Annotated in this window: 26 protein-coding genes and 2 tRNA genes; 21 read left to right on the top strand and 7 right to left on the bottom strand. The window is 39.8% G+C overall.

Annotation, left to right across the window (positions count from 1 at the left end):
• Positions 1–243: 243 nt before the first annotated feature.
• The 10 genes from IHV12_RS21815 to tsaD all read left to right on the top strand — a co-directional run bounded on the left by IHV12_RS21815 (position 244) and on the right by tsaD (position 7,769).
• On the top strand, positions 244–420 hold the full coding sequence (locus IHV12_RS21815; RefSeq protein WP_197192212.1) for a hypothetical protein: 177 nt from the start codon (positions 244–246) through the stop codon (positions 418–420).
• Between the two features lie 305 nt (positions 421–725).
• Complete coding sequence (locus IHV12_RS21820) at positions 726–1,874, top strand: trans-sulfuration enzyme family protein (RefSeq protein ID WP_197192213.1); 1,149 nt, start codon at positions 726–728, stop codon at positions 1,872–1,874.
• A gap of 109 nt (positions 1,875–1,983) precedes the next feature.
• Positions 1,984–3,363 carry an amino acid permease gene (locus IHV12_RS21825; RefSeq protein WP_197192214.1) on the top strand — a complete coding sequence of 460 codons (1,380 nt, stop codon included), beginning with the start codon at positions 1,984–1,986 and terminating at the stop codon, positions 3,361–3,363.
• Positions 3,364–3,504: 141 nt separating this feature from the next.
• A tRNA-Met gene (locus IHV12_RS21830) sits at positions 3,505–3,581 on the top strand.
• Positions 3,582–3,695: 114 nt separating this feature from the next.
• Positions 3,696–3,771: transfer RNA gene (locus tag IHV12_RS21835), tRNA-Asp, on the top strand.
• 369 nt (positions 3,772–4,140) lie between these two features.
• A complete protein-coding gene (thiL, locus tag IHV12_RS21840) occupies positions 4,141–5,139 on the top strand; it encodes a thiamine-phosphate kinase (RefSeq protein ID WP_197192215.1) in 999 nt (332 codons plus the stop codon).
• Positions 5,140–5,148: 9 nt separating this feature from the next.
• Positions 5,149–5,601 (top strand): tRNA (adenosine(37)-N6)-threonylcarbamoyltransferase complex ATPase subunit type 1 TsaE, encoded by a 453-nt coding sequence (tsaE, locus tag IHV12_RS21845; RefSeq protein WP_197192216.1) that lies wholly within the window; start codon positions 5,149–5,151, stop codon positions 5,599–5,601.
• The gene (tsaB, locus tag IHV12_RS21850; RefSeq protein WP_197192217.1) at positions 5,601–6,296 is read left to right on the top strand and encodes a tRNA (adenosine(37)-N6)-threonylcarbamoyltransferase complex dimerization subunit type 1 TsaB; all 696 of its coding nucleotides are present in this window, start codon (positions 5,601–5,603) and stop codon (positions 6,294–6,296) included. The genes tsaE and tsaB overlap by 1 nt, the downstream gene beginning before the upstream one ends.
• A gap of 10 nt (positions 6,297–6,306) precedes the next feature.
• A complete protein-coding gene (gene rimI, locus IHV12_RS21855) occupies positions 6,307–6,756 on the top strand; it encodes a ribosomal protein S18-alanine N-acetyltransferase (protein ID WP_066399684.1) in 450 nt (149 codons plus the stop codon).
• Positions 6,753–7,769 carry a tRNA (adenosine(37)-N6)-threonylcarbamoyltransferase complex transferase subunit TsaD gene (gene tsaD / locus IHV12_RS21860; RefSeq protein WP_197192218.1) on the top strand — a complete coding sequence of 339 codons (1,017 nt, stop codon included), beginning with the start codon at positions 6,753–6,755 and terminating at the stop codon, positions 7,767–7,769. Before rimI ends, tsaD begins: the two co-directional genes overlap by 4 nt.
• 404 nt (positions 7,770–8,173) lie before the next feature.
• On the opposite strand, the gene IHV12_RS21865 is transcribed toward tsaD, so the two are convergent.
• On the bottom strand, positions 8,174–10,114 hold the full coding sequence (locus tag IHV12_RS21865) for an ABC-F family ATP-binding cassette domain-containing protein (RefSeq protein WP_197192219.1): 1,941 nt from the start codon (positions 10,112–10,114) through the stop codon (positions 8,174–8,176).
• 383 nt (positions 10,115–10,497) lie between these two features.
• Here IHV12_RS21865 and moaC point away from each other — a divergent pair, with 383 nt between their 5' ends.
• The 4 genes from moaC to tatC are packed head-to-tail and all read left to right on the top strand — an operon-like array spanning position 10,498 to position 12,678.
• Positions 10,498–11,001, top strand: coding sequence for a cyclic pyranopterin monophosphate synthase MoaC (gene moaC / locus IHV12_RS21870; RefSeq protein WP_197192220.1), 504 nt, complete (start codon positions 10,498–10,500; stop codon positions 10,999–11,001).
• Between the two features lie 45 nt (positions 11,002–11,046).
• Positions 11,047–11,682: a redox-sensing transcriptional repressor Rex gene (locus IHV12_RS21875; protein WP_197134605.1), complete on the top strand. Its 636-nt coding sequence runs from the start codon at positions 11,047–11,049 to the stop codon at positions 11,680–11,682.
• Between the two features lie 18 nt (positions 11,683–11,700).
• Complete coding sequence (locus tag IHV12_RS21880; protein ID WP_191755387.1) at positions 11,701–11,883, top strand: twin-arginine translocase TatA/TatE family subunit; 183 nt, start codon at positions 11,701–11,703, stop codon at positions 11,881–11,883.
• Between the two features lie 12 nt (positions 11,884–11,895).
• Positions 11,896–12,678: a twin-arginine translocase subunit TatC gene (gene tatC / locus IHV12_RS21885; protein WP_197192221.1), complete on the top strand. Its 783-nt coding sequence runs from the start codon at positions 11,896–11,898 to the stop codon at positions 12,676–12,678.
• Positions 12,679–12,959: 281 nt separating this feature from the next.
• Here tatC and IHV12_RS22970 read toward each other — a convergent pair whose 3' ends face one another.
• Genes IHV12_RS22970 through IHV12_RS21895 form a run of 3 tightly spaced genes read right to left on the bottom strand, consistent with a single transcriptional unit; the run spans position 12,960 to position 14,041 of the window.
• Complete coding sequence (locus tag IHV12_RS22970; protein ID WP_255552672.1) at positions 12,960–13,094, bottom strand: hypothetical protein; 135 nt, start codon at positions 13,092–13,094, stop codon at positions 12,960–12,962.
• Between the two features lie 33 nt (positions 13,095–13,127).
• Positions 13,128–13,331 (bottom strand): YdiK family protein, encoded by a 204-nt coding sequence (locus tag IHV12_RS21890; RefSeq protein ID WP_197192222.1) that lies wholly within the window; start codon positions 13,329–13,331, stop codon positions 13,128–13,130.
• A complete protein-coding gene (locus tag IHV12_RS21895; protein ID WP_197192223.1) occupies positions 13,328–14,041 on the bottom strand; it encodes a CPBP family intramembrane glutamic endopeptidase in 714 nt (237 codons plus the stop codon). Before IHV12_RS21895 ends, IHV12_RS21890 begins: the two co-directional genes overlap by 4 nt.
• Before the next feature lie 246 nt (positions 14,042–14,287).
• Between IHV12_RS21895 and groES the strand changes: the two genes are divergently transcribed.
• The 6 genes from groES (at position 14,288) to IHV12_RS21925 (ending at position 20,395) form a co-directional block, all read left to right on the top strand.
• Positions 14,288–14,572: a co-chaperone GroES gene (groES, locus tag IHV12_RS21900; protein ID WP_137792218.1), complete on the top strand. Its 285-nt coding sequence runs from the start codon at positions 14,288–14,290 to the stop codon at positions 14,570–14,572.
• A 101-nt stretch (positions 14,573–14,673) separates the two neighbouring features.
• Positions 14,674–16,311, top strand: a complete 1,638-nt coding sequence (groL, locus tag IHV12_RS21905; RefSeq protein ID WP_066242575.1) for a chaperonin GroEL — start codon at positions 14,674–14,676, stop codon at positions 16,309–16,311.
• A gap of 285 nt (positions 16,312–16,596) precedes the next feature.
• Positions 16,597–18,105 (top strand): hypothetical protein, encoded by a 1,509-nt coding sequence (locus tag IHV12_RS21910; protein ID WP_197192224.1) that lies wholly within the window; start codon positions 16,597–16,599, stop codon positions 18,103–18,105.
• A gap of 242 nt (positions 18,106–18,347) precedes the next feature.
• On the top strand, positions 18,348–19,163 hold the full coding sequence (locus IHV12_RS21915; protein ID WP_197192225.1) for a ParA family protein: 816 nt from the start codon (positions 18,348–18,350) through the stop codon (positions 19,161–19,163).
• A 15-nt stretch (positions 19,164–19,178) separates the two neighbouring features.
• On the top strand, positions 19,179–19,604 hold the full coding sequence (locus tag IHV12_RS21920) for a hypothetical protein (protein ID WP_197192226.1): 426 nt from the start codon (positions 19,179–19,181) through the stop codon (positions 19,602–19,604).
• A 5-nt stretch (positions 19,605–19,609) separates the two neighbouring features.
• A complete protein-coding gene (locus IHV12_RS21925) occupies positions 19,610–20,395 on the top strand; it encodes a hypothetical protein (protein WP_197192227.1) in 786 nt (261 codons plus the stop codon).
• 109 nt (positions 20,396–20,504) lie between these two features.
• On the opposite strand, the gene IHV12_RS21930 is transcribed toward IHV12_RS21925, so the two are convergent.
• The 3 genes from IHV12_RS21930 to IHV12_RS21940 form a co-directional block, all read right to left on the bottom strand.
• Positions 20,505–21,686: a DUF4317 domain-containing protein gene (locus IHV12_RS21930; protein WP_197192228.1), complete on the bottom strand. Its 1,182-nt coding sequence runs from the start codon at positions 21,684–21,686 to the stop codon at positions 20,505–20,507.
• Between the two features lie 138 nt (positions 21,687–21,824).
• Positions 21,825–22,232 carry a hypothetical protein gene (locus tag IHV12_RS21935; RefSeq protein WP_197192229.1) on the bottom strand — a complete coding sequence of 136 codons (408 nt, stop codon included), beginning with the start codon at positions 22,230–22,232 and terminating at the stop codon, positions 21,825–21,827.
• 130 nt (positions 22,233–22,362) lie between these two features.
• On the bottom strand, positions 22,363–22,887 hold the full coding sequence (locus tag IHV12_RS21940) for an ECF transporter S component (RefSeq protein ID WP_197192230.1): 525 nt from the start codon (positions 22,885–22,887) through the stop codon (positions 22,363–22,365).
• 304 nt (positions 22,888–23,191) lie between these two features.
• Between IHV12_RS21940 and IHV12_RS21945 the strand changes: the two genes are divergently transcribed.
• Entirely contained in the window at positions 23,192–23,902 is a 711-nt protein-coding gene (locus IHV12_RS21945) for a hypothetical protein (RefSeq protein ID WP_197192231.1), read from the top strand.
• Positions 23,903–23,948 lie beyond the last annotated feature (46 nt).

The following is a 23,948-nucleotide window of genomic DNA, read 5'->3' on the forward strand; positions in this document are numbered from 1 at the left end:
GAAAGATAGAAAAGAAGAAAGGTGGTTTGGCGAGTGCCAAACTTCTGATGATGGGGGCTGGGGATGGAAGGCTCGAGCTCGGGGGTATAGCGCTTGGATCAGGCTGAGAGCGGTTGTCGAGAATTAGCGAACGGCCTTTATTTTTGCTTTTAGACTTAATTGTGGTCTGTTCCGACTAAATTCGCTCTCATTTTGACTTAATTTTTCATATTTAGACTTAATTAGGGCCAGGAGATACCCAGCATGGTATTCGCAGAAGGCAAGCTTACGCTTCAAACCCCCTCAAAAACCTCAAAATACGAAGAAGATGGCCAAAGCCATCTTCCACCTCCCGATATTCTTAAAGCAAAAGCTCCAAAATCTATCCAAAAACCCCTCAAGCAGCTCCCACAACCAACACCCAAGCCAAAAACTCACTAAAACACCTAAGATGCCACACACAAATCCCCTAATCAGCTCTCCCTATCAACTCCACTGCACATAATTTCACGGTAATCGTGATTTTATTCACGGTAATTCTCCATATATTCACGGATAAGCTTCATAATTTCACGGATAAAACTTTTTATCGAATTTTCGACAACTACACCCACTAGCTAATACTTAAAACTACGCCAGCAACTAACTAACACACAACACACACACTAACCAACATTTCTCTACACAATATCCCACCAATTTTATGCTAAACTAAAAGATAAAAAACAATGGGGAGGCCATATATCATGAAGAATGTTCATTTTGATACATCCAGCGTACATGCAAGTGGTCATAATAGTGTGAAGTCTGTAAGTAAGATCAATCCGATCTATCAGACATCAGCTTTTTCTTTTAACGATCTAGACGACCTAGAGGATTATTTTAGAGGAAAGAACGATTACTTATATACACGTATGAACAACCCCAACCAAAACGATTTTGCGAGTGGTGTCGCAAACCTCGAACAAGCTCCTGCCGGTGTTGTGACATCATCCGGTATGTCAGCCATTTTAGTGGGTATCTTAGCGGTCGCACAAGTTGGTGATCATATACTAGCATGTGATGATTTGTATGGCGGCACCTATCAGCTTCTTTCTGATGACCTCAAAAGCTTTGGAATCGAAACGACGTTCGTTTCATTCAAGGACCTAGATGAGGTTAAACGAAACATCCGTAACAACACAAAACTCATTTATTCAGAATCCATAACAAATCCTTTATTGCGTGTAGAGAATCTAGAGGGACTTGTTGCTCTTGCAGAAGAACATAATCTTACTTCGATGATTGATAATACATTCGCCACACCTTATGTACTTCAGCCGTATACGAAAGGTGTCGATCTTGTTGTTCATAGTGCGACGAAATATTTAAATGGACATAGCGACGTGACAGCAGGTGTAGTAGTAGGAAAAGAGGAGTTAATCGAAAAAGCTCAAGCGAAAATGATTCACCTGGGCTGTAATCTAGGACCGTTTGATGCGTGGTTAGCATCCAGAGGATTGAAGACGTTAAGCGTGCGTATGGAGCGTCATATCTCGAACGCCACAGAATTAGCGAACCAGCTTAAACAGACAGAGGGAATTAAAACCGTCTACTATCCAGAATACGTGAGTGAAAACGGAAATTCATCAATTGTTACGATCGAACTCGACGAGAAAAGCAGCGTGCATACGTTCTTTAAGTCATTGGATTGGGTTCATATCGTTCCAACGCTTGCTGGTGTAGAAACTACGGTCTCGTATCCACTCGGAACTTCTCACCGTTCACTACCAGCTGAAACATGTGAAAAATTGGGGATCAATAAGAATGTAATCCGAATATCTGTGGGTATTGAAAATATTGAGGATATCGTAACTGTCTTTAAAGAAGCTGCCAAAAAAGCCCTGTTACAATAGGGCTTTTGGGCTTTTTACTGTAATAAAAACGAATTGTTTCTTTTTGTCGAAATGTGATATGATACCTGAGTGAAAGCGCTTCATCATATACATCAAGGGAGGCATAAAAATGAAGCCAAAACAAGAATTACATCGTGGGCTCGAAGAACGACATATTACACTTATGTCACTCGGGGCCGCTATTGGAGTGGGCTTATTTTTAGGGTCAGCTTCAGCAATTGAAATGGCGGGGCCAGCAATTTTATTAGCATATGCATTAGGCGGATCTGTAATGTTCATCATTATGCGAGCGTTAGGTGAGATGGCGATTCATCAACCTGTTGCCGGATCTTTTAGCCGTTATGCTAAAAACTATATTGGACCACTAGCCGGTTATTTAACAGGCTGGAACTATTGGTTCTTATGGATCGTAACATGTATGGCTGAGATCACAGCCGTAGGTATTTATATGAAGATGTGGTATCCAGATGTACCTGTGTGGATCTGGGCACTATCAGCACTCGTGATTATGGCGAGCATCAACTTGCTTGCGATAAAAGCGTATGGAGAGTTTGAATTCTGGTTTGCACTTATCAAGATCGTTGCCATCGTATTGATGATTATTACTGGTTTAGGCATGATACTATTTGGTTTTGGTAACGGTGGAGTTGCAACAGGAATCAGTAACCTTTGGGAAAATGGTGGTTTTGCACCAAACGGCATACAGGGAATCCTCATGTCTATGCAGATGGTTATGTTTGCATTCTTAGGAATCGAGATGATCGGTGTTACAGCAGGTGAGGTTAAGAATCCTGAAAAATCTTTAGCAAGAGCTGTAAACTCTGTGTTCTGGCGTATCTTGATTTTCTACGTAGGGGCATTATTTGTTATCATGTCCATTTATCCGTGGGATCAGATCGGAACGCAAGGGAGTCCGTTCGTTCTTACTTTTGAAAAAATCGGTATCGGACAAGCTGCTGGTATCATTAACTTTGTCGTACTAACTGCGGCATTATCCAGCTGTAACAGTGGAATATTTAGCACAGGACGCATGCTTTTCAACCTGGCTGAACAAAAACAAGCACCAGCTAAACTTCATAAAGTAAGTAAGACGGGTGTACCATCTGTAGCTGTATTAGTTTCAGCCGGAGCACTTCTGATTGGAGTCGTTTTAAACTATCTTGTTCCTGAAAAAGTATTCGTGTGGGTAACAAGTATTTCAACATTCGGAGCGATCTGGACATGGTCGATTATTCTTGTGTCTCAGCTTAAGTTCCGCAGAAGCTTAAGTGAAGAAGAAAAGAAAACATTGAAATTTAAAGTTCCGTTCTTCCCATATGGATCATATATCGCACTAGCTATCCTAATCTTTGTTGTCGGACTCATGGCATACTTCCCAGATACACGTATCGCCTTGATCGTAGGGCCTTGTTGGTTGATCTTATTAACAGCGATCTACTATTTAAAAGGGTTCAACAAACGTCCTGAGAATAACGATAAAGTGGCTTAAAATAGAGGGCACAGGAAATAAATAAAATTTCTTGTGCCTAATATTTTTAAAACACTTGCATCATACTAAGATACATGATATATTAATAAATGTCCGAAACAAGTTGTTATCTAAACCAGAGAAAACAACATTTTATAACGTCGCGGGGTGGAGCAGTCTGGTAGCTCGTCGGGCTCATAACCCGAAGGTCGCAGGTTCAAATCCTGTCCCCGCAACCAATTTAAATTTCATGAACTACGTCGAGTAAACGTCTAGCCATGAAATATCGGGAGTGCCCATTGGGTGCAACCAATTTAAATTTCAGAACTACATCATTAATTACATACTAAGCTGGACCCGTGGTGTAGTGGTTAACATGCCTGCCTGTCACGCAGGAGATCGCCGGTTCGACCCCGGTCGGGTCCGCCACTTTTAAAAACGAAACAAGGTTTCGTGTTTTTTTATGTCTAAAAGTAAGTTAAACTAATATATAACTGTCACCTTAGGAGTTTTATTATAATCCTAAGGCTTTTTTATAATTTGAATTGTCTTTAAGTTTATTCTTAGCTGTTTTTTAAGCTGTTGTTTCCGCTCCAGGTGCTTCGCTTTCCGCGGGGCAGGCGGTGAGCCACATTCCTAATGTTTCACATTTAAGTGTCTCACCTGCCCACCTGTCCCGCAGGAGTCTCGCACCTTGCACTCCAATCAACTTAATCATTGAAGTCTTTTTGAAAAAAGCTAACAGCAATGATCTATTTAGAAAACAAACTAAAGTAAAGACCAGAGAGGAGCACATCCATGATTAAAGATGAATTTGAATGGATCAACAGCATCACGCCTTCGCACTTTTTTCAAAAAGAGGTGGTTCAAGGTATCGGTGATGATGCTGCTCTTTGGTCGGTGAATGAAGAGATGGATCAAATCGTTTGTGTGGATACAATGGTAGAAGGCGTTCATTTTACAAGGAATACGTTATCTCCTTATCAAGCAGGCTTTAAAGCACTTGCTGTGAACGTGAGTGACATTGCTGCGATGGGTGGTATTCCGCAGTTCTACCTCGTCTCGATCGCGATTCCTTCAGAATGGACAGAGGAAGAGCTGCAAGAGATCTATCGTGGCATGAGCGAACTCGCAATGAAATACAAAATCGATCTTATGGGCGGAGATACCGTTTCTACAAAAGGGCCGTTAGTATTATCAGTGACGGTTATTGGAAAAGTAGAAAAGGGTAGATCTTTATTAAGAAGTAACGCGAGACCAGGAGACTCTGTATTTGTAACAGGAACAACTGGAGAATCAGCGGCAGGACTCAACGTTCTGCTTGGAAAAACAAGGCATGCTGATTTTACGGCAAACGAAGAAAAATGGAGAAGTCAGCATCAGATGCCCCTTCCACATATCGAGCAAGGAAGATTTCTCGCAGGAAGCGGTTTTCGCATTTCCTTAAACGATGTCAGTGACGGAGTGGCGAGCGAATTGAATGAGATCGCTGAAGCGAGTAACGTTTCCATTCATATAGAAAGAAACAGCCTGCCTGTTAGTGAGTCCTTAAGAGATTTACCAGAGGCAGACGTTCTGAACAACCAGTTGTTTGGTGGAGAAGACTATGTGCTGGTTGGGACGGCGTCAGAAGAAGATTTTAAGGTGCTGTCAGATACTTTCAAACAACATGCACTGCCGCTTTATGAAATCGGTAAAGTTGGAGAAGCTGGTAAGGCAGAAGTCTATCTTCACAAACAGGATGCCAAGCCGGAACTTCTTACGAAAAAAGGATTTAATCATTTTAGGGAAAGGTAAGGGGAAGTCATGAGTACTTATCAATACGAAACAAAGTCAGCGGAAGAAACGATGTCTTTTGCCGAAAAGCTGGGCTCTATTCTTCAAAAAGGAGATGTACTCACACTGGCTGGAGATCTTGGAGCGGGAAAGACGACTTTTACAAAAGGGCTCGCAAAAGGGCTCGGAGTGACCCGTACAGTGAACTCTCCTACTTTTACCATCATTAAAGAATACAGCGGAAGACTGCCGCTTTATCATATGGACGTGTACCGGTTAGAAGACTCTGATGAAGATCTAGGATTTGACGAGTACTTTTCGGGAGAAGGCGTTTGTGTGGTCGAGTGGGCCGTATTTATAGAAGACTATTTACCAGAGGAAAGACTTGAACTCGTTATCTCGCATAAAGGCGACGATGAGCGCGAGATTCAATTAAAACCTATCGGAAGCAGATACGAAGAACGCGTTAAGGAGATTATGTAATGAAAGTTCTTGCAATAGATACATCCAATCTTGTGATGGGGATCTCGGTATTGGATGAAGGAAAAGTGCTCGGTGAGTATATTACAAACTTAAAAAAGAATCATTCGATACGAGTGATGCCCGCGATTGAAGAAGTTTTAAAAGAGACCGGGGTAAAACCTGCAGAACTTGATCGCATCGTGGTGGCGAAAGGACCAGGATCTTATACAGGTGTCAGAATCGGTGTAACGATCGCAAAGACACTTGCGTGGACGCTTAAAAAAGAACTCGTTGGGATCTCGAGCCTTGAAGTGCTCGCTCAGAGTGGGAAATACTTTGATGGCTATACGGTTCCATTATTCGATGCGCGCCGCACGCAGCTCTTTACGGGGCTTTACGGAAGAAATGATTTAGGAGAGTTTCAAAATCTTTGGGAAGACGGGATCATCTTATTAAAAGATTGGCTGGACAAGCTTCAAGAGCTAGATAAAAAGATATTATTCGTCGGGAACGATTTACCTCTGCACAAAGAGACGATTCAGAACGTGTTAGGCGATCAAGCTGTTTTTGGACAAGTATCTGATCACAATCCGCGTCCAAGCGAACTCGGACGTATCGGTATGACGAGCGAACCGGTTGATATCCATTCGTTTACTCCAAGCTATCTTCAGTTGGCAGAAGCAGAAGTGAACTGGCTGAAGTCACAGGGGAAGTAAGGTGGATTTGATGGGAGAGCCTTATACATTCAGACTGGCAAAAGTAAGCGACATAGATGATATCCTTGGAATCGAGCAAGCATCATTTGCTGTTCCATGGTCCCGAGAAGCTTTTTACAGAGAAATTGTTGAGAACCAATTCGCTCATTACCTTGTTATCGAAGACTCCTTTCAGCCGGTCGGTTATTGCGGCATCTGGCTCGTTATGGATGAAGCACATGTTACGAACATTGCGATTCTTCCTTCATATAGAGGAAGAAAGCTAGGGGAGATGCTCATGAGAGAAGCAATCAAGCTCGCGAAGATGCATGGCGCTGTATCGATGACGCTAGAGGCACGCGTAAGTAATCATGTTGCACAGAATTTATATAAAAAACTAGGATTTGAAGCAGGCGGTATCCGGAAAAACTATTATAGCGATAATGGTGAAGATGCTTTAGTCATGTGGGTGGAATTATGATAAAAGATGAATTGATATTAGCGATAGAAACAAGCTGTGATGAGACAGCGGTAGCGATTGTGAAGAACGGTACAGAACTGTTGGCAAACGTTGTCGCGTCACAGATTGAGAGTCATAAGCGATTTGGTGGCGTTGTGCCTGAGGTGGCGTCACGCCATCATGTTGAGGAAATTACGGTCGTGATTGAAGAAGCATTGAATCAAGCAGAATTAGAGCCAGGAGATCTCACGGCTGTAGCGGTAACGGAAGGGCCAGGACTTGTTGGAGCACTCTTAATCGGTGTTAACGCAGCGAAAGCGTTCGCCTTTGCACATGGTCTGCCGCTCGTACCTGTCCATCATATCGCAGGACACATATACGCGAACAGACTCGTAAAAGAAATGACGTTTCCACTGTTGTCTCTTATCGTCTCAGGCGGACATACAGAACTTGTCCTGATGGAGGAGCACGGCACGTTCAAAGTGATCGGTGAAACAAGAGACGATGCAGCAGGGGAAGCGTATGATAAAGTGGCGCGAACGCTTAACATGCCATATCCAGGCGGTCCTCATATCGATAAGCTGGCACAAGAGGGAGAAGCAAATATTGACCTGCCTCGCGCGTGGCTAGAGCCAGAATCCCTTGATTTCAGCTTCAGCGGCTTAAAGTCAGCCGTGATCAATACGGTCCATAATGCAACACAGCGCGGAGAAGTGATCAAGCCAGAAGATCTAGCAGCGAGCTTTCAAGCAAGTGTTGTGGATGTACTTGTGGAAAAAACATACCGTGCCGCAGAGCAATATAACGTAAAACAAGTCCTCTTAGCCGGAGGAGTAGCGGCAAACAAAGGACTTCGTCACATGTTAGAGAACCGTTTTAATGAAACGAAGTACGACCTTGTCATTCCTCCTCTTCACTTATGCACAGATAATGCAGCCATGATCGCAGCTGCAGGAAGTGTAGCATACCAAAAAGGAACGCGTGGAGATATGGCATTAAACGGTGTACCGGGGTTAGATTTAGAAGCGCAATAAGAAAAAAGCTCTTTTCCTTTAATGAGGAGAAGAGCTTTTTTAGTTATCGACAGAAATCGACACAAAAGCCTTTCTTTTTTGTGGAAAAGTTATACACAGCTTTGTGGATGATGTGGACAATGGTTTTGAAACATTTGAAACCAAGGGTTTATGTTATACACAATTCACATCATGTATACACATGTTCGTGTGGATAAAGTGGATAAGTCGTCAAAAAATGCAAAATCCACAGGTCGAACTGTGGATAAGATTTTATAGTAGTAACGTTTTTAAGAGGTATTGGGGCTTTTGCTTCGTGAAATTGTTTGTAAAATGTGTAGAAGCAATGTCGAAATGTGCGAAGACCAACTTGAAGATGAATAAAAAAGCTGACATCCCACTATATAAGGATATCAGCTTTCAATTTAAGCATTCTGAAGTTCTTCCCATTCTTCCATCAACGTTTCCATCTCTTCGTTCAAAGCATCAAGCTGAGACTGAAATTCTTGCGTTTTTTCATAATCCTGAAAGACTTCAGGTTTACAAAGCTCAGCTTCGGCCGACGTGATTTTCGTTTCGAGTCCTTCTAGCAGCCCCTCAATCTCCTCGATGCGGCGCTGCCTTTTACGATCAAGCTTCTTCGCTTCTTTATCGATCGAGTTTTTCGCACCGTTTCCTTGGTTGGAAGAAGTAGTGTTAACCGCGTTCTCCATTTTCTGGCGAGCGGCAATTTCTTCACGTGCTTTCATCTCGTATTTCTTTTCGGTGTAATAGTTGTAGTCACCTAGATACTCGGTCACCCCTGTTGGTGCGAGTTCAACGACTTTCGTGGCGATGCGGTTGATGAAATAACGGTCATGCGATACGAAAAGAATCGTACCAGGATAATGGATCAAAGCTTGTTCAAGGATCTCTTTGCTGTCGAGATCCAAATGGTTCGTCGGCTCGTCCAGCAGAAGAAGGTTTCCTTTCTCCATCATGAGCTTCGCCAGAGCAAGACGTGCCTTCTGCCCACCGCTAAGCTCTGTTACAAGCTTCAGTACATCGTCACCGCTAAACAGGAACTGTCCGAGAATCGAACGAATCTCTTTTTCCGTTTTTTCCGGATAGTCATCCCATAGCTCGTTTAACAAGGTCTTGCGTGAATGCAGATCCGCTTGTTCCTGATCATAGTGAGAAATCATGAGTCCGCTACCGTAATGTATATCGCCCGATATGAGCGGTAGCTGTTTACGTATCACTTTTAATAAAGTTGATTTCCCGATTCCGTTTGGTCCAACGATTGCGACGCTGTCCTGACGGTTAACCGCTACCGATACGTTCTTAAATAACGGTTCACCGTCTTCATACCCCGTGCTTACGTTCTCAAGCTTCAGCACATCGTTCCCGCTTTGTCTCTCAATCTCAAAAGAAAAGCTAGCAGACTTTTCTGCGCCAGCGGGACGCTCTTTCAATTCCATCTTCTCTAACTGTTTGCGTCGACTTTGTGCACGTTTCGTAGTTGAAGCACGCACGATATTACGCTGAATAAAATCTTCTAACTTCGCAACTTGATCCTGCTGCTTCTCAAACTCTTTCATCTCTTGAGCGAAGCGCTCCGCTTTTTGCTCTAGATAGCTAGAATAGTTACCTGTGAAACGGTACGATCGTTTTCTCGAAACCTCATAAACGGTCGTTACGATCTTATCGAGGAAATACCGGTCATGGGAGACGATCAAGATGCCGCCGGGATAACTCTGCAAATATTGCTCGAGCCACGTTAATGTTTTGATGTCTAAATGGTTTGTCGGCTCATCGAGAATAAGTAGATCGGGTTTTGTTAAAAGAAGCTTCGCGAGTGCGAGTCTCGTTTTTTGCCCGCCACTTAATGTGTTGATCTTCGTATCGCGATCAAAATCGGCAAACTGAAAGCCATGAAGCACCGTACGAATTTCCGCTTCATATTGATAGCCGCCTTCGTCTTTAAATGTAACTTGCAGCGCATCATAGTCTTTTAAGAGACGCTCATACTCTGCTTCATTCGCAATCACTTCTGAATCGCCCATGCGCGCTTCCATCTCACGCAGCTTTTTCTCTTTTTTACGAAGGTCGTCAAACACAGAGAGCATCTCATTCCAGATCGATTCATCCGAATCTAGCCCCGCATCTTGTGCAAGATAACCAGTCTTCACGTCTTTTGGAATCATGACATGACCAGAATCATAGGAATACTCACCAGTAATCACCCGAAGCAGCGTAGATTTACCCGCACCGTTCCGCCCAACAAGCGCAATCCGCTCGCCCTTTTGAACCTCTAGTTTTATATTCGATAAAATAACGTCCGCGCCAAAAGACTTCGTAACGTCCTGAACTTGTAAAATAATCATTGTAATTTCACCTCTGAAAACGGGTGGTTTTATTATATGGCTTCCTAAAATGATTGGAATTATTGCTTAATTGTAAAGTTGATTGGAGTGCAAGGTGCGAGACTCCTGCGGGACAGGTGGGCAGGTGAGACACTTATACGTGAAACGTACGAATGTGGCTCACCGCCTGCCCCGCGGAAAGCGAAGCACCTGGAGCGGAAATCAACTACTTTCAACAATCATGTATCAGCCTTAATACAAATAACCCTGTCTAACTAGTAGTGTAGCGTAGTTTGGAGATTCGCGCCAACAAAGGGAATGTTCAACATTTTGCAATAATTACAAGTAAAATCTTAACGACAATAAAAGCGGTTTCGTGTATATTCATCATGAGGAGGGGTTTTATGACAGAGTTTACCCATTTTAACGAAGAAGGCCGTGCGCGCATGGTTGATATTTCGGAAAAAGAAACATCTCACCGAACAGCCGTAGCGGTAAGCGGGGTAACGGTTTCTGAAGAAGTCTTCCTTAAGATCAAAGAAAACGGATTTAAAAAAGGGGACGTTCTAGCCGTCGCACAGATCGCTGGAATCATGGCTGCCAAAAAGACCTCTGACTGGATTCCGATGTGTCACCCGTTATCACTGACTGGCGTTGATCTGTCTTTTTCATGGGATGAATTGGCGGACAGCATGTATAAATTAAACATTCAAGTCGAAGTGAAAACGAAAGGCAGCACCGGTGTTGAGATGGAGGCGTTAACAGCGGCTTCTGCAGCAGCGTTAACCGTCTATGATATGTGTAAAGCAGCGGATAAGGGAATGGTGATCGGGCCTACATACCTCCACTCAAAAACAGGAGGCAAGAATGGGGACTTTCTACGTTCTTCAAGCCCTGACAAAATATGATACAATAGGAATAGATAAGCTTTCTACACTTGGAGGGCTCCAAATATGAATCAAGATCAGTTAAAAATACCACACGCAACAGCAAAACGGCTGCCCTTGTATTATCGTTTTTTGAAAAACTTATCATCTTCCGGTAAACAAAGGGTGTCTTCTGCTGAATTAAGCGAAGCCGTTAAAGTAGATTCTGCGACGATCCGCAGAGATTTTTCTTATTTCGGCGCATTAGGCAAAAAGGGTTATGGCTACAATGTTAATTATCTGCTGTCGTTCTTCGCAAAAACGTTGAACCAGGATGAAACGACTACCGTAGCGTTAATCGGAGTAGGTAACTTAGGCACTGCCTTTTTACATTACAATTTCACCAAAAATAACAATACCAAAATAGAAGTCGCATTTGATGTAGACCAGGCTAAAATCGGCAGCGAAATTGCTGGAGTTCCGATTTATCACACAGAAGACATCGAGCAAGAGCTGAAGAACCGAGGTATTGATGTTGCGATCTTGACTGTTCCAGTCGGAGCGGCTCAACCGATCGCAGATCAGTTAGAGCGCGCAGGTGTAACAGGCATCTTGAACTTCACACCCGCACGATTGACCGTCTCACCAGAGATTCGTGTTCATCACATCGATTTAGCTGTTGAATTGCAATCACTTGTTTATTTTATGAAGAACTATTCTTAAACCAAGGAGGTAATCGTTATGTTAGGACCAGGAAGTATCGCGGTAATCGGACTTGCAGCTCTTGTTATGTTTGGACCGAAAAAGCTGCCTGAGCTAGGAAAAGCAGCAGGTAAAACGCTTCGCGAGTTCAAGAATGCAACAAAAGGCATGATGGACGAAGAAGATGACAGCAAAAAGGAACGCGAACAACTGAAGAAGTAAGGATGTTTGTCTATGACCTCTGAAAAAAATATGTCGCTATACGGTCACATTGGCGAATTACGAAAGCGCATCATGTGGGCGATCCTAGCTTTCTTCGTATTCTTGATCGCTGGATTTTTCTTAGCCAAGCCCGTGATTGTATATCTGCAAAGTGATCCAATTGCAAAGAACATTCAGATGAACGCTTTTCATCTAACCGATCCACTGAACGTGTACATGACGTTTGCCTTCTTTATCGGCCTCGTCCTATCCGCACCAGTGGTGTTGTACCAACTCTGGGCATTCATCAGCCCGGGGCTTTATGAGAACGAACGAAAAGTAACGCTCATGTACATCCCGATCGCATTCATGCTCTTCTTAACGGGACTCGCATTTTCGTACTTTATTCTTTTCCCTTTCGTTGTCAGCTTCATGGGAAATGTCGCCGTGGCACTTAGTGTAGAAGGCGAATACGGAATTCAGGAATACTTCTCATTCCTATTCAACATCACACTGCCGTTCGGACTGTTGTTCCAGTTCCCGGTCTTGATCATGTTTCTGACTCGACTCGGAATCGTAACACCTGATCTCCTCAAGAGCATACGAAAAGTAGCCTACTTTGGAATTTTAGTAGTAGCGGGATTGATTACACCGCCAGAGCTGCTGTCTCACTTAATGGTTACGTTCCCGCTGATCTTGTTATACGAAATCAGCATCATCATTTCAAAGGCAGCTTATAAAAAACGCATGAAAGCTGAAGTCGAAGCACTCGTAAAAGAACGAGAAGCACAGACAGAAGCTATTTATCATGATTAAAAAGAGGATGACTCCACGTGGGGAATCCTCTTTTTTGTGTGGTTGTTAATGTGCAGTGATTGAGAGTGGACAGTAAAAATGGGTAAGTGGACAGTAAATTTGTAAAAGTGGACAGTATTTCATCGAAAGTGGACAGTAAAACTCAAGAAGTGGACAGTATTTTCTTAAAAGTCGACAGTAAGCATCGTTTGAAGTGGCTTGCGGGCTATTCAGGTGCCAGCTAAAGTACTGAAACAGCCTTCGTTTTGGTGCTGGGTTCGATAATCTGTCGGATTCGAAGCTTAATCTGTCTTATTGGCCGTATAATCTGTCCAATCTCCAACATAATCTGTCCATTTCACCCAATAATCTGTCCAATCCCACCTCAGACCATTGGCTAACCCTACAATGCCCCACCCAAAGTGCAACACAAACAAAAAACTGCCTCCATCAGAAGCAGTTTCCCCATATTATTCCTTCTTTTTTCTTTTTAAGTGGCTGTTTAATGCGAAATAGCGGATGGCATTCGCGTAGTCGAAGGTAGCTACGATCATCGTGATAATCGTCCAGAAGCTTGTCATGCCGTACTCGCTTGCGTAATGAACGGCTAAGTACGTAAAGACGACTCCGATCCCTAGATATAAAAATGCCATAAACAGTGGTGATGTCTTCATAATAGTCCTCCAATAATCAATTGCGCTGTTTCTAGCTGTTGTTCCATTTCCTTGATTTTATCGGCAAATAATACTTGAATGATCAAAACGAGCGTGTTCATGGCAACGTGTGCCGCGATCGGAACGATAAGACGTTGGGTCCGAACATAAAGAAAAGCGAACGTGAAGCCCATTGCCGTGTAGATTAATAAGTGTGTGAAGTCCGCATGAACAGCAGCAAAGATTAACGAACTGATCAAAGCAGAGATAAAGAAATTAAAGCGTTTATGAAGAGAGCCAAAAATGATCTTTCGGAAGATGATCTCTTCTAGTATTGGCCCAACGATGGCCGTTACAATCATAAAATATTTAACGTTTTTAACGATTTCTACGAGTTGCTTCGTGTTCTCTGATCCAGGCTGAATACCAAACAGGTTCATCTCGATCATGCTCGCGATAATTTGAGCGGCGTACGCCATGAAAATACCGATGATCGACCATAGAACGGCAGATCCTTTTGAGACGCGCTTAGTATTTCGGTGGCGTTCTCTCATTTCAGGGATCAGCATGTAAAGGATAATAACAAGAGCCGCGATAAAGCTGAACGTTCCCCACATTCCAAAAAGTTGATTTCTAGGAACACCAAGTTCATTTAACAGTGGAATCCCAATGTAACCTGAGAATTGCATCACGATATATATGAAGATGATCCACCAATATTTTTTCTTCAAATTACCTTCTCCTTTACGTACATCCCTAAAAATAATTACGTTTTATACCTCTTTATATGCTTACCCATTTTAACATAGAATAGGCAGGGCTCGCGAGGATATCGAATTTGCGGGTAATTCGATTTATATTTATATTTCTCACTTGCAAATTTTTTTAGTTTTATTTATTATTAGAAATGGAGTTAGCACTCACTAACAAAGAGTGCTAATAAGAAATCTTTTAACTATTTAAGGAGGGTGTTTCACTTGTTAAAGCCACTAGGTGACCGTATTATTATTGAGCTTGTAGAAGGTGAAGAAAAAACTGCAAGCGGCATTGTATTGCCAGATTCAGCAAAAGAAAAGCCTCAAGAAGGAAAAGTTGTTGCTGTAGGTACGGGCCGTGTAACGGATAACGGCGAGCGTATCTCTTTAGAAGTTTCTGAAGGCAACACGATTATTTTCTCAAAATACGCAGGTACAGAAGTTAAGTACCAAGGTAAAGAATTCTTGATTCTTCGTGAGTCTGACGTACTAGCGATCGTAGGCTAAACGTTAGGTAACTGGGAAGCTTCAATATTTTGAAGCTACATAAATCAAACATAAAGCATATGTAAGTCACTAACTTTTAAAATTAATGGGAGGGTTTTTACATGGCTAAAGATATTAAATTTAGTGAAGACGCACGCCGCTCAATGCTTCGTGGTGTTGATGCACTAGCAAATGCTGTAAAAGTAACACTTGGACCAAAAGGACGTAACGTTGTGCTTGAGAAGAAATTCGGTTCTCCTCTAATCACAAACGACGGTGTTACAATCGCAAAAGAAATCGAGCTTGAAGATGCATTCGAAAACATGGGTGCGAAGCTTGTAGCTGAAGTTGCTAGCAAAACGAACGACGTAGCAGGAGACGGAACAACAACTGCAACCGTTCTTGCTCAAGCGATGATCCGTGAAGGATTAAAGAACGTAACAAGCGGAGCAAACCCAATGGTACTTCGCAAAGGGATCGAAAAAGCAACGGCTGCTGCTGTTCAAGAACTAAAAGCGATCTCTAAACCAATCGAAGGCAAAGAGTCTATCGCACAAGTTGCGGCGATTTCTGCAGCTGACGAAGAAGTAGGACAATTGATTGCTGAAGCGATGGAGCGCGTTGGAAACGACGGTGTTATCACGATTGAAGAATCTAAAGGATTCACAACAGAGCTAGAAGTGGTTGAAGGAATGCAGTTCGACCGCGGATACGCATCTCCATACATGGTAACAAACTCTGACAAGATGGAAGCAGAGCTTGAGAACCCGTACATCCTTATCACAGATAAGAAGATTACGAACATCCAAGAAATCCTTCCAGTTCTTGAGCAAGTGGTACAACAAGGGAAATCTCTATTGTTGATCGCTGAAGACGTTGAAGGTGAAGCACTTGCTACTTTAGTAGTTAACAAGCTTCGCGGAACATTCAATGCAGTAGCTGTAAAAGCTCCTGGATTCGGTGACCGCCGTAAAGCAATGCTAGAAGACATCGCAGTTTTAACTGGCGGTGAAGTAATTACTGAAGAGCTAGGTCTTGACCTTAAGACTGCAAACATCACGCAGCTTGGAACAGCTTCTAAAGTTGTGGTTACAAAAGAAAACACAACAATCGTAGAAGGTGCTGGAGATTCTTCTAAAATCGCAGCTCGTGTTAACCAAATTAAAGCACAACTCGAAGAAACAACTTCTGAGTTTGATAAAGAAAAATTACAAGAGCGCTTAGCGAAATTAGCTGGTGGAGTAGCAGTAATCAAAGTTGGTGCAGCTACAGAAACTGAGCTAAAAGAGCGTAAACTTCGTATCGAAGACGCACTAAACTCTACGCGTGCAGCGGTTGAAGAGGGTATCGTATCCGGTGGTGGTACAGCTCTAGTTAACGTGCTAAAAGCGATCGCTCAAGTAGAAGCGACTGGCGACGAGTTAACAGGTGTGAAACTCGTACTTCGTGCACTAGAAGAGCCAGTTCGTCAAATCGCACACAACGCAGGTCTTGAAGGATCGGTAGTGGTAGAGCGTTTAAAGAACGAAGAAATCGGAGTTGGATTTAACGCTGCAACTGGTGAGTGGGTAAACATGTTCGAATCCGGAATCGTTGACCCAACAAAAGTTACACGTTCAGCTCTACAAAACGCAGCATCCGTATCTGCAATGTTCCTAACAACAGAAGCAGTAATCGCGGATAAGCCAGAAGAAAACGCTGGCGGCGGCATGCCTGACATGTCCGGCATGGGCATGGGTGGAATGGGCGGCATGATGTAATGAACATCATAGAGCCTAAAGTTATAAGGGTATTTATATAGGTTCTTACTCCTGCTCATAGTAATAAATTTTTAGAGAAGGTCTTTCATTAGTTTACTAAACTGATGGGAGGCCTTTTCTTCCATATTGATACTGTATGTACTAATCTTAGTTGGAGATTCCTTAACACCTCCTCCCCCATTTCTAAAGGAGGATAAAACCTTTAAATGTGGTATTATTTTCCTAATGTTATTTATTAGTGAGAACTTTTTAAAAATCTAATGCACCAAAAAGGAGAATTTTAATATGAATCATGACTATGATGATTGGACTGGTGATGATATAGTATTAAATCAAGAAATGCTTGAAAAATCACAAGTTTTTTTAGAAAGATTTTTTGAAAAAATCGGTATTTCTGAAAAACCCATAGTATCAATAGTTTCTTTTAGAAAAAGAGGAAGTTTTGATTTTTCCGTAACTGACTGGAATACCGAAATTTTTAAAACTAAAGTTATTTGTCAGATTGATAGTGAAGTTTATGAAGATGACAAAATTATTCCATTGGATGAGTACTTACTACCAAGAGATCAAGATATTCTTAGGAAAACAACGGCTAAAAATTATGTATACGATTTAACGTCTATCTCTAAGGAAGAATATTATTTATTTACAATTTTTTATCACTATAAAAATGTAATTGGAGGCTCAAAAGAAACTGTTGAGGTATATGATGATAACGTTGATAAATATATAAAAATTCATCCGAAATATGGATTCCCAGATGGTATAGTCACAACAATTAGTGTAAAAAAAAATATTAAAAAGGAATTTAAAGATAATACTTTTTTAATTGAAATTTTTAAGTTTCTTACAAGACATGTGTTTGTGGAGCAGCCCAAAGTTGAAACAATAGATGAATTACTAGTAGAGGCTGGAAAAAATGTATTAAATAATAAAATCTATAAAGATTTTTTAATTAACGTAGATAAAAATGATGGTACTAATCTTTTTGATCTTATGCATAATGTTTCTCTATTAAAATATGAGAGTAGTGAAAATAACGGAAATATACTCTTCTGTTCACAGGACATAGAATTAGAAAATAAAATAATTTTAACCAACCCGATACCTTTATCGGAATTTAGTTATGCAGCTATAAGGAAATTATTAGAAATATGTAGTGGTGATGTCTGTCTTCTTTGCGATGGGAATTTTATTTTTGGAATTGGAAAAAGAAACGTATTACAAAGGCTTACTAAGAAAGCATTTATTATTGATTTTAAAGGTCAAGGGAAATGGGATGTTGTTTCATATAAAAACAATAAAGTCATGAGTGTTACACATAGAGTACCAAGTATGCCTAAATCATCTGTCCAGGAAACGGATTTCGCAATTCAATTCAAAAAAACTTTTGATTCTTTGGAGTTTCAAAATGTTTGGAGATTTATTAACTTAGCAAAAGAGCAATCCCACGGAACAATGGTAGTTATAAGTAAAGAAGCTGAGAGTGAGTCACAACGACTTTGTAACCAAAGCTTTTTAATAAACAAAACCAATGAAATTCAAGATAGAATTATTAACGGAATTACAGCAATAGACGGAGCAATCCTGTTAGATGATAAGGGTATTTGTTATTCTATTGGAGTAATTTTAGATGGCATTGCCAACGAAAATATAGGAACAATATCTAGAGGGGCTAGATATAACTCTGCTCTTCGGTATTTAAATTACTGCAAGGAAAAGAATATTTCTTGTTTAATTGTAATAGTTTCGGAAGATAAATATATTGATTTAAAAACTGTACATGATTTGTAGTAATAGATAATTTAACAAATTAAAAGTTTAAAAAAAATAAATAGAAATGCCCATCAAATTATTTTAAGATCCTATTAAATTCCTGGGATGGATTTATCAAATTTTTATCAGTTCTAATATTATGAGCCTAATTATTTTTCACTTCTATTTATTAGAAGTTGAATAATTTTAGTAATTTCCCCCAATTTAATAAAAAATAATTTATAATAATTACATATATCTTGTTGAAAGTCGGTGTTTTTATGAATAAAGCTAAAGTAATATCCTTTATAAATATGAAGGGTGGCGTCGGTAAGACAACAACCTGTATGAATATTGCATATACGCTGGTTAAAGAATTTAAAAAGAATGTATTATTAATTGACATGGATCCACAATTCAATGCAACTCAAGCATTATTTACAAAGTTTAGTAATTTCGGCATATATGAGCAACTACAAAAAGAAAATAAAACTATTTCACATATATTGACTCCACCAAGAGGAGGAATTACAAAACAATCTTCCTCTCATGAATTAGAAGAAATAATAATACAACTTTTCAGTCTAGAGGAAGCAGTATTAGATATGATTCCAGGGGATTTGGAATTAATTAGTTTTGAATCTAGTAGACGGGGGTCTGAGAAGATACTTCAAAATTTTATAGATACTGAAATAAGAGAACATTTTAATTATGATTACATATTAATTGATACACCTGCTACATATTCGATATATTCGCAGTCTTCTCTAATTGCTAGTGATTATTATTGTGTTCCAATTGCCCCTGACGTATTTTCGGCCCTTGGATATTCCCTACTCCAAAGAGTTATGGGTGATGATTTAACTTTATCGAGTGAATCCGTAAAAAACTTAGGGATTGTTTTTACTTTATGGAAGAATACAGCTGGCAGAGAATCAATTCAGGAAAAATTTCATGGTGAACCTAAATTTGAGTCAGTGATATCTGAGTTTGAAAGAGTAAGGACAGGAAGATTAGAAACTTTTATTTATGACATGACGACATCAAGAGAAGAAATAATAAATTTAACCAGGGAATTTATCGATAAAGCACAATGATTGGAGTGAATGATTATGAGGAATAAATTCCAGGAATATATAAATATACAAATCACAAAAAACAATATAAATGATATTTCATTTTTACTATACGGTATACTAGCAGAATTAATATTTGAGAGGAATTATTTTTCCAAGAATTCTGATATTCGTTCATTTACAAAAGAAATTTTACAAGAAGATTATAAAGAATATCTCTTTGCTTCAAGGACTTCATTATATGCAAGAATTATTAAGGATATTAAATTAAATGCTTTGAATGATAAATATAAATTTGTTCAACAAGCAAATAATATAAAACTATTTTTACAGAAAAGTAATGTAATTAATGAAAAGTTTAGTCCAGAACAAACAAACGGAAATAAAATCAAAAAGAAGAATTCTGTAAAAAGTGATCCAATAGAGGAATGGAGAAAAATAATAAACTCAAATAAGGGATGAGCTAAATGGTATCAATGTCACCATCATATAAATCTGACTACGAACACTATAAAGACTATGTTCGTAGTCGAGAATTACTCTTTGATACAGAAATTAAAGATCGATTAGAATATTCATATCAACTACTTTATATACTTTCTACAATCTCTTCTTCAGTAAATACTATTGATCCTAGAAGCAAGATAAAGCATTTTTATAATGAGGTTAAAAATAATTTTATTATTACATTCGATTTAATAAATATGAACTATCTAAATTCTGCAAAACAGGTTCTTAGGTCAACGATAGAGGCATTTTTTAGATTTTCATTAACTCTTCATAGATACATTGAGTATAAAGAGAATAGGAAAAGACAAATATTTCACGCAACAGATACTTTAAAAGATTTAAAAGCAATGTCCGATACACACAGTGTTTGGAAGATGACTAGCTATACAGTAAATTATTTTGAAGATACTCCAATTAAGACAATAATTAGTAATCTTAATCATCAATACAGTATTCTATCTGGAAATGTTCATGTTAATTCAAATGATAATTTTACCCTTCAAGAATACCTATCAGAATATGCGGTATATGACTTTACTAAGTCAAGCGATACAATAAATCTTTATAATCAAATTATTACAGAGATGCTAGTAGCTATATATTATTTTACTTTTTTATTGATTGATGAAAATGTCTTTTTTGATAAGAAAGACATTCAAGTATTAGAATTAAACAGTATATCAGGAATAAAATTAACACTTGATAATATTGATGAATACTTTACATCTATATCTGATTCTTGAAATATGTTGAGAGGACTTTCAGTAGGCTAAACACAAATTGGAAGCCTCATTATTTATGTTTTTATCATATAGGTGAAGATGTCTAATATCAGTGCATTATATTAGGATATTACTTCTCCACCTTCTCCCCAAAAGCCTCCGGAATCATCGTAAACCCTTCAATCACCGTATCTTCTTCCACTTCAATCATGAGGTAACGCTTACCGCTAAGCTGCACTTGTTTCACGTACCTTAAATCTTGAGGACTGATCGAAATTTTAGCTACCTTCGTATCGATCTTAATCGACTTCGAGTTGTATTTCGGTACAACACTGCTTGCTTTGATCTCATATTTATCATCATCAATGACTTTTTGGAAAGCAGATTCAACCTTCTCCACACTAATATCTTCAACTCCGCTCGCTTTCAAAACGCGCTCAACGTCCTTGGAGTCTAATCGTGGATGTTCTTCCTCTTCGTTCTCTTCAATCATCCGGTTGATTTCTTCATACACATTGGATAGGGTAGACGTATTCAATTGATCTTGTGTTACGTCTTTAATGATTTCTTCAAACACAATCTTATCGTCTTTTGCTGTCATGATTTCTTCGCCATTTAAAACGTCCACGATGAATTCATAATCAGGCTCATGAACTTTACCTGCTGAATACAGGATGTGGTTCACGTCTGCTGCATTATCACTGAAACAAGGGAAGAGGAATCCTCCAATTGGCGCGTTCAGGTTAATAACAGGATCGACAACGAAATTGTACTTGAACTCTTTTTCCACATAATCGAAGAGCAGTTCTTTCTTCGGTTCTTGTGTATTGTTTATGCTGCACAGTATAAAGGGGAAAGAATAGACAGCATCACGTTCACTAATCTCAGCCTCATCATTTTTGCGCTTCGTCGGCTTGTAGTATTCTCCCTTAATAAAGGTGATCACGATATCCTTTTCGTACTGTCGGTTTAGAAGCATTTTTCCTACCATTTGAAGCATGCGTTCTTTCCAGTCTTCTGTATCGCTAGCAAGTAAGCCCTGATGCAGAATAAGCTGGCTATTGTTATCAGCATTTCTATTAAACTTTAATTCAAATAACTTTTCATCAAGATTTCCACCAAGCAATTTTTTAAAGTTATTATAGAAGAGCTCTTGTTGTTCAGAATCTAGCATCTCAAAAGGCTGACTCACGTGATGATAGATTTCGCTGGATTCTTTCGTAATATACACATTAAAAATGCTAGAGATCTTCAGTAGATCATTCTCTTTTTTGAACTGTTTTCGTATTTGAGCGATATCTTTTTTGTTCATGCTTGTATACACTCCTAAGTTGTTGCGATTTTAAGTCGACACTCTCTATATGTCTAACAGGGAAGTATTCTTTATTTTAACATTCAGAAGGAGTGAAGTGTGAAGGTGATGTTTTTGTTGGTTCATAGATTGGTTGCATTAGTAGTTTAATATCTTTTTTAATTTAACAACGTCAAGTTGCTGCAAGGTATAACCCGTACTTGTATCGTCGACATACATAATCATTCCTCTATCACTGTCTTTTCGTAACCAAAGTAAATAGTTCTCCTTATTACCGTTTGAATCAACTAGAGTCATCTCTAAATTATTTTTTGACACATTTAAAATTCCAGGTATTCTTTCAGCAGACTGTATCGCATCTCTAGCAATTCTAACGGCCTTGTTATTTTTAATAGTCTTATTCACATCGCCTGTAATAATAAGCGCTTCTTTTTTATCCTGTTTAATGAGATTTGGAGCGGTCTCTTTACTTTCAGAATAAACGCTGCACCCCGCAAACAAGATACTTAACGTAATAAGAATCAGTTTAAGTAATGACTTCTTCATTTTACACCCCTTAAAATATCCGTTTTATGGTAAGTCGCATCATATTCTAAAAAGGTTTCAGTGAACTTCTTAAATATAAAAACCCCATATCGCATAGCGGTTAAGCCGATACGATACAGGGTCTCTGTAACTAAAGAATTCTTTTCTTAATACGTGCTACGAGTGGAACCACAACAAGTCCAGCAAATCCAACTTGCAGAACGTTTCCTGGAATGGATCCAAACGGTACGATCCAGTTGCTGTAAAGCACAACTTCTGCAAAATAATAGCCTACCACTTTAATCAGCATAGCTACCACAACTGCCATTGAGTAGACGAGTACTCGTTTACCTGGTACTTTTTCTGCGATAACGCCCGCTACATAGCCCATTGCACCAACGATGATAAACGTGAACGGAGCCCAGATCGTCCAACCAGATAGAAGATCAAATAATCCCATTCCGAAAGCACCTGCAATCGCGCCTGTTCTTCTGCCGAAAACAAAAGCGGCTACGAATAGAGGAATGTTACCTAAGTGGATAAGACCACCGTTCCCTGCGATCGGAAGCTTAATATTGATGAACATCGTTGCAACAAGAGTCAGTGCCACGAATAGTGCACTGATGACTAACATTCTTGTTTTCGTCGATTCTATCGATGAATAAGTAGTATTCATAACATAACCTCTTTCATAAAAAAATGAATGTAAAAAATAATTGCACTTATTCATTATATATGTCCCTATTCTTTTAGAAAACAGCTATTTTCTGGGTGGGGTGAAGAAATAAAAAAATTATCTCGTGAAATGACCAACTTCCTCAAAAGAAAGAAGGGGAGATCGACACATTTGCCGAAATCTAATTTGTAGAGCATAGACGTATCGATACAGTTCATTGCGAATGCCTATAGTAGAGGAATTAAACGATATGTATCGCATGGCGATATAAGGAATAGATGAAGAGAAATGAAGGAGGCCCGATATGCGACGTGATATACAACCGAACGAACGAGCTTTCTCCTCCAAGGAAGTTGCAGAAGAAGTAGGGATCGCGACACCTACTGTTCGAAAGTATGGACAAATTTTAGAACGAAACGGATATGAGTTTTTAAAGGATGGAGATCGACGTATCTTTGTTCAATCTGACATCGAATCGCTCATAGCGCTACGCGATACAGACAAACCATTAGACGATACAGCTAAAGATCTCGTGCTTCAACAAAAAGAAAGATTGAAAGAAACAGTTCAAACGGACGTAGCGTTACCCGATACATATGAGAACCTTCCACAAGACCCGAACCAATTAAGAGAAGTCTTAATGATGCTAGCGAATGAATTAGCAGCGACACGCGAGATGAACGCCCAGCTGACAAACGATATGTCAGAGCTTAAAGTAACCGTATCAAGACTTCAGCAAGATCATCATGCGATCAGTGCGAATGTCGGAAACGCAGCTCAGAAAACGAACGCTAAGATTGAGAAGCTGACCAATCAACAGAAAGAACAATACGAAGCATTGCTAGAACAGGAAAAAGAGAAAAGTGAACTTCTGCAGCAAGAAATTCAAAAGTTAAGAGAAGATAATGTAAAAGAATGGCGCCTACAGAACGATTTTAATAGACGATTAGAAATCGTGGTTCAAAGCCGACCGAAAAGCAAATGGGAAGCGATTCTATCTCTATTTAGAAAGTGAGTTTTGTGTATCGGGGGGCGATACGGTCAAGCGCTATGAAGCTCTT

Source organism: Fictibacillus sp. 7GRE50, assembly GCF_015903875.1.
In the GTDB taxonomy this organism is placed as follows: domain Bacteria; phylum Bacillota; class Bacilli; order Bacillales; family Fictibacillaceae; genus Fictibacillus; species Fictibacillus phosphorivorans.

What these genes read in the sequence shown, in the direction of transcription:
- IHV12_RS21910 (WP_197192224.1), top strand. Translation starts at nt 16,597, where the DNA reads ATGAATCATGACTATGATGATTGGACTGGTGATGATATAGTATTAAAT.
- tsaD (WP_197192218.1), top strand. Translation starts at nt 6,753, where the DNA reads ATGATAAAAGATGAATTGATATTAGCGATAGAAACAAGCTGTGATGAG.
- IHV12_RS21880 (WP_191755387.1), top strand. Translation starts at nt 11,701, where the DNA reads ATGTTAGGACCAGGAAGTATCGCGGTAATCGGACTTGCAGCTCTTGTT.
- IHV12_RS21915 (WP_197192225.1), top strand. Translation starts at nt 18,348, where the DNA reads ATGAATAAAGCTAAAGTAATATCCTTTATAAATATGAAGGGTGGCGTC.
- groL (WP_066242575.1), top strand. Translation starts at nt 14,674, where the DNA reads ATGGCTAAAGATATTAAATTTAGTGAAGACGCACGCCGCTCAATGCTT.
- IHV12_RS21820 (WP_197192213.1), top strand. Translation starts at nt 726, where the DNA reads ATGAAGAATGTTCATTTTGATACATCCAGCGTACATGCAAGTGGTCAT.
- IHV12_RS21935 (WP_197192229.1), bottom strand. Translation starts at nt 22,232, where the DNA reads ATGAAGAAGTCATTACTTAAACTGATTCTTATTACGTTAAGTATCTTG.
- tsaB (WP_197192217.1), top strand. Translation starts at nt 5,601, where the DNA reads ATGAAAGTTCTTGCAATAGATACATCCAATCTTGTGATGGGGATCTCG.
- IHV12_RS21890 (WP_197192222.1), bottom strand. Translation starts at nt 13,331, where the DNA reads ATGAAGACATCACCACTGTTTATGGCATTTTTATATCTAGGGATCGGA.
- IHV12_RS21940 (WP_197192230.1), bottom strand. Translation starts at nt 22,887, where the DNA reads ATGAATACTACTTATTCATCGATAGAATCGACGAAAACAAGAATGTTA.
- IHV12_RS21825 (WP_197192214.1), top strand. Translation starts at nt 1,984, where the DNA reads ATGAAGCCAAAACAAGAATTACATCGTGGGCTCGAAGAACGACATATT.
- IHV12_RS21925 (WP_197192227.1), top strand. Translation starts at nt 19,610, where the DNA reads ATGGTATCAATGTCACCATCATATAAATCTGACTACGAACACTATAAA.
- IHV12_RS21875 (WP_197134605.1), top strand. Translation starts at nt 11,047, where the DNA reads ATGAATCAAGATCAGTTAAAAATACCACACGCAACAGCAAAACGGCTG.
- IHV12_RS21865 (WP_197192219.1), bottom strand. Translation starts at nt 10,114, where the DNA reads ATGATTATTTTACAAGTTCAGGACGTTACGAAGTCTTTTGGCGCGGAC.
- rimI (WP_066399684.1), top strand. Translation starts at nt 6,307, where the DNA reads ATGGGAGAGCCTTATACATTCAGACTGGCAAAAGTAAGCGACATAGAT.
- IHV12_RS21930 (WP_197192228.1), bottom strand. Translation starts at nt 21,686, where the DNA reads ATGAACAAAAAAGATATCGCTCAAATACGAAAACAGTTCAAAAAAGAG.
- tatC (WP_197192221.1), top strand. Translation starts at nt 11,896, where the DNA reads ATGACCTCTGAAAAAAATATGTCGCTATACGGTCACATTGGCGAATTA.
- tsaE (WP_197192216.1), top strand. Translation starts at nt 5,149, where the DNA reads ATGAGTACTTATCAATACGAAACAAAGTCAGCGGAAGAAACGATGTCT.
- IHV12_RS21815 (WP_197192212.1), top strand. Translation starts at nt 244, where the DNA reads ATGGTATTCGCAGAAGGCAAGCTTACGCTTCAAACCCCCTCAAAAACC.
- IHV12_RS21920 (WP_197192226.1), top strand. Translation starts at nt 19,179, where the DNA reads ATGAGGAATAAATTCCAGGAATATATAAATATACAAATCACAAAAAAC.
- moaC (WP_197192220.1), top strand. Translation starts at nt 10,498, where the DNA reads ATGACAGAGTTTACCCATTTTAACGAAGAAGGCCGTGCGCGCATGGTT.
- IHV12_RS21945 (WP_197192231.1), top strand. Translation starts at nt 23,192, where the DNA reads ATGCGACGTGATATACAACCGAACGAACGAGCTTTCTCCTCCAAGGAA.
- thiL (WP_197192215.1), top strand. Translation starts at nt 4,141, where the DNA reads ATGATTAAAGATGAATTTGAATGGATCAACAGCATCACGCCTTCGCAC.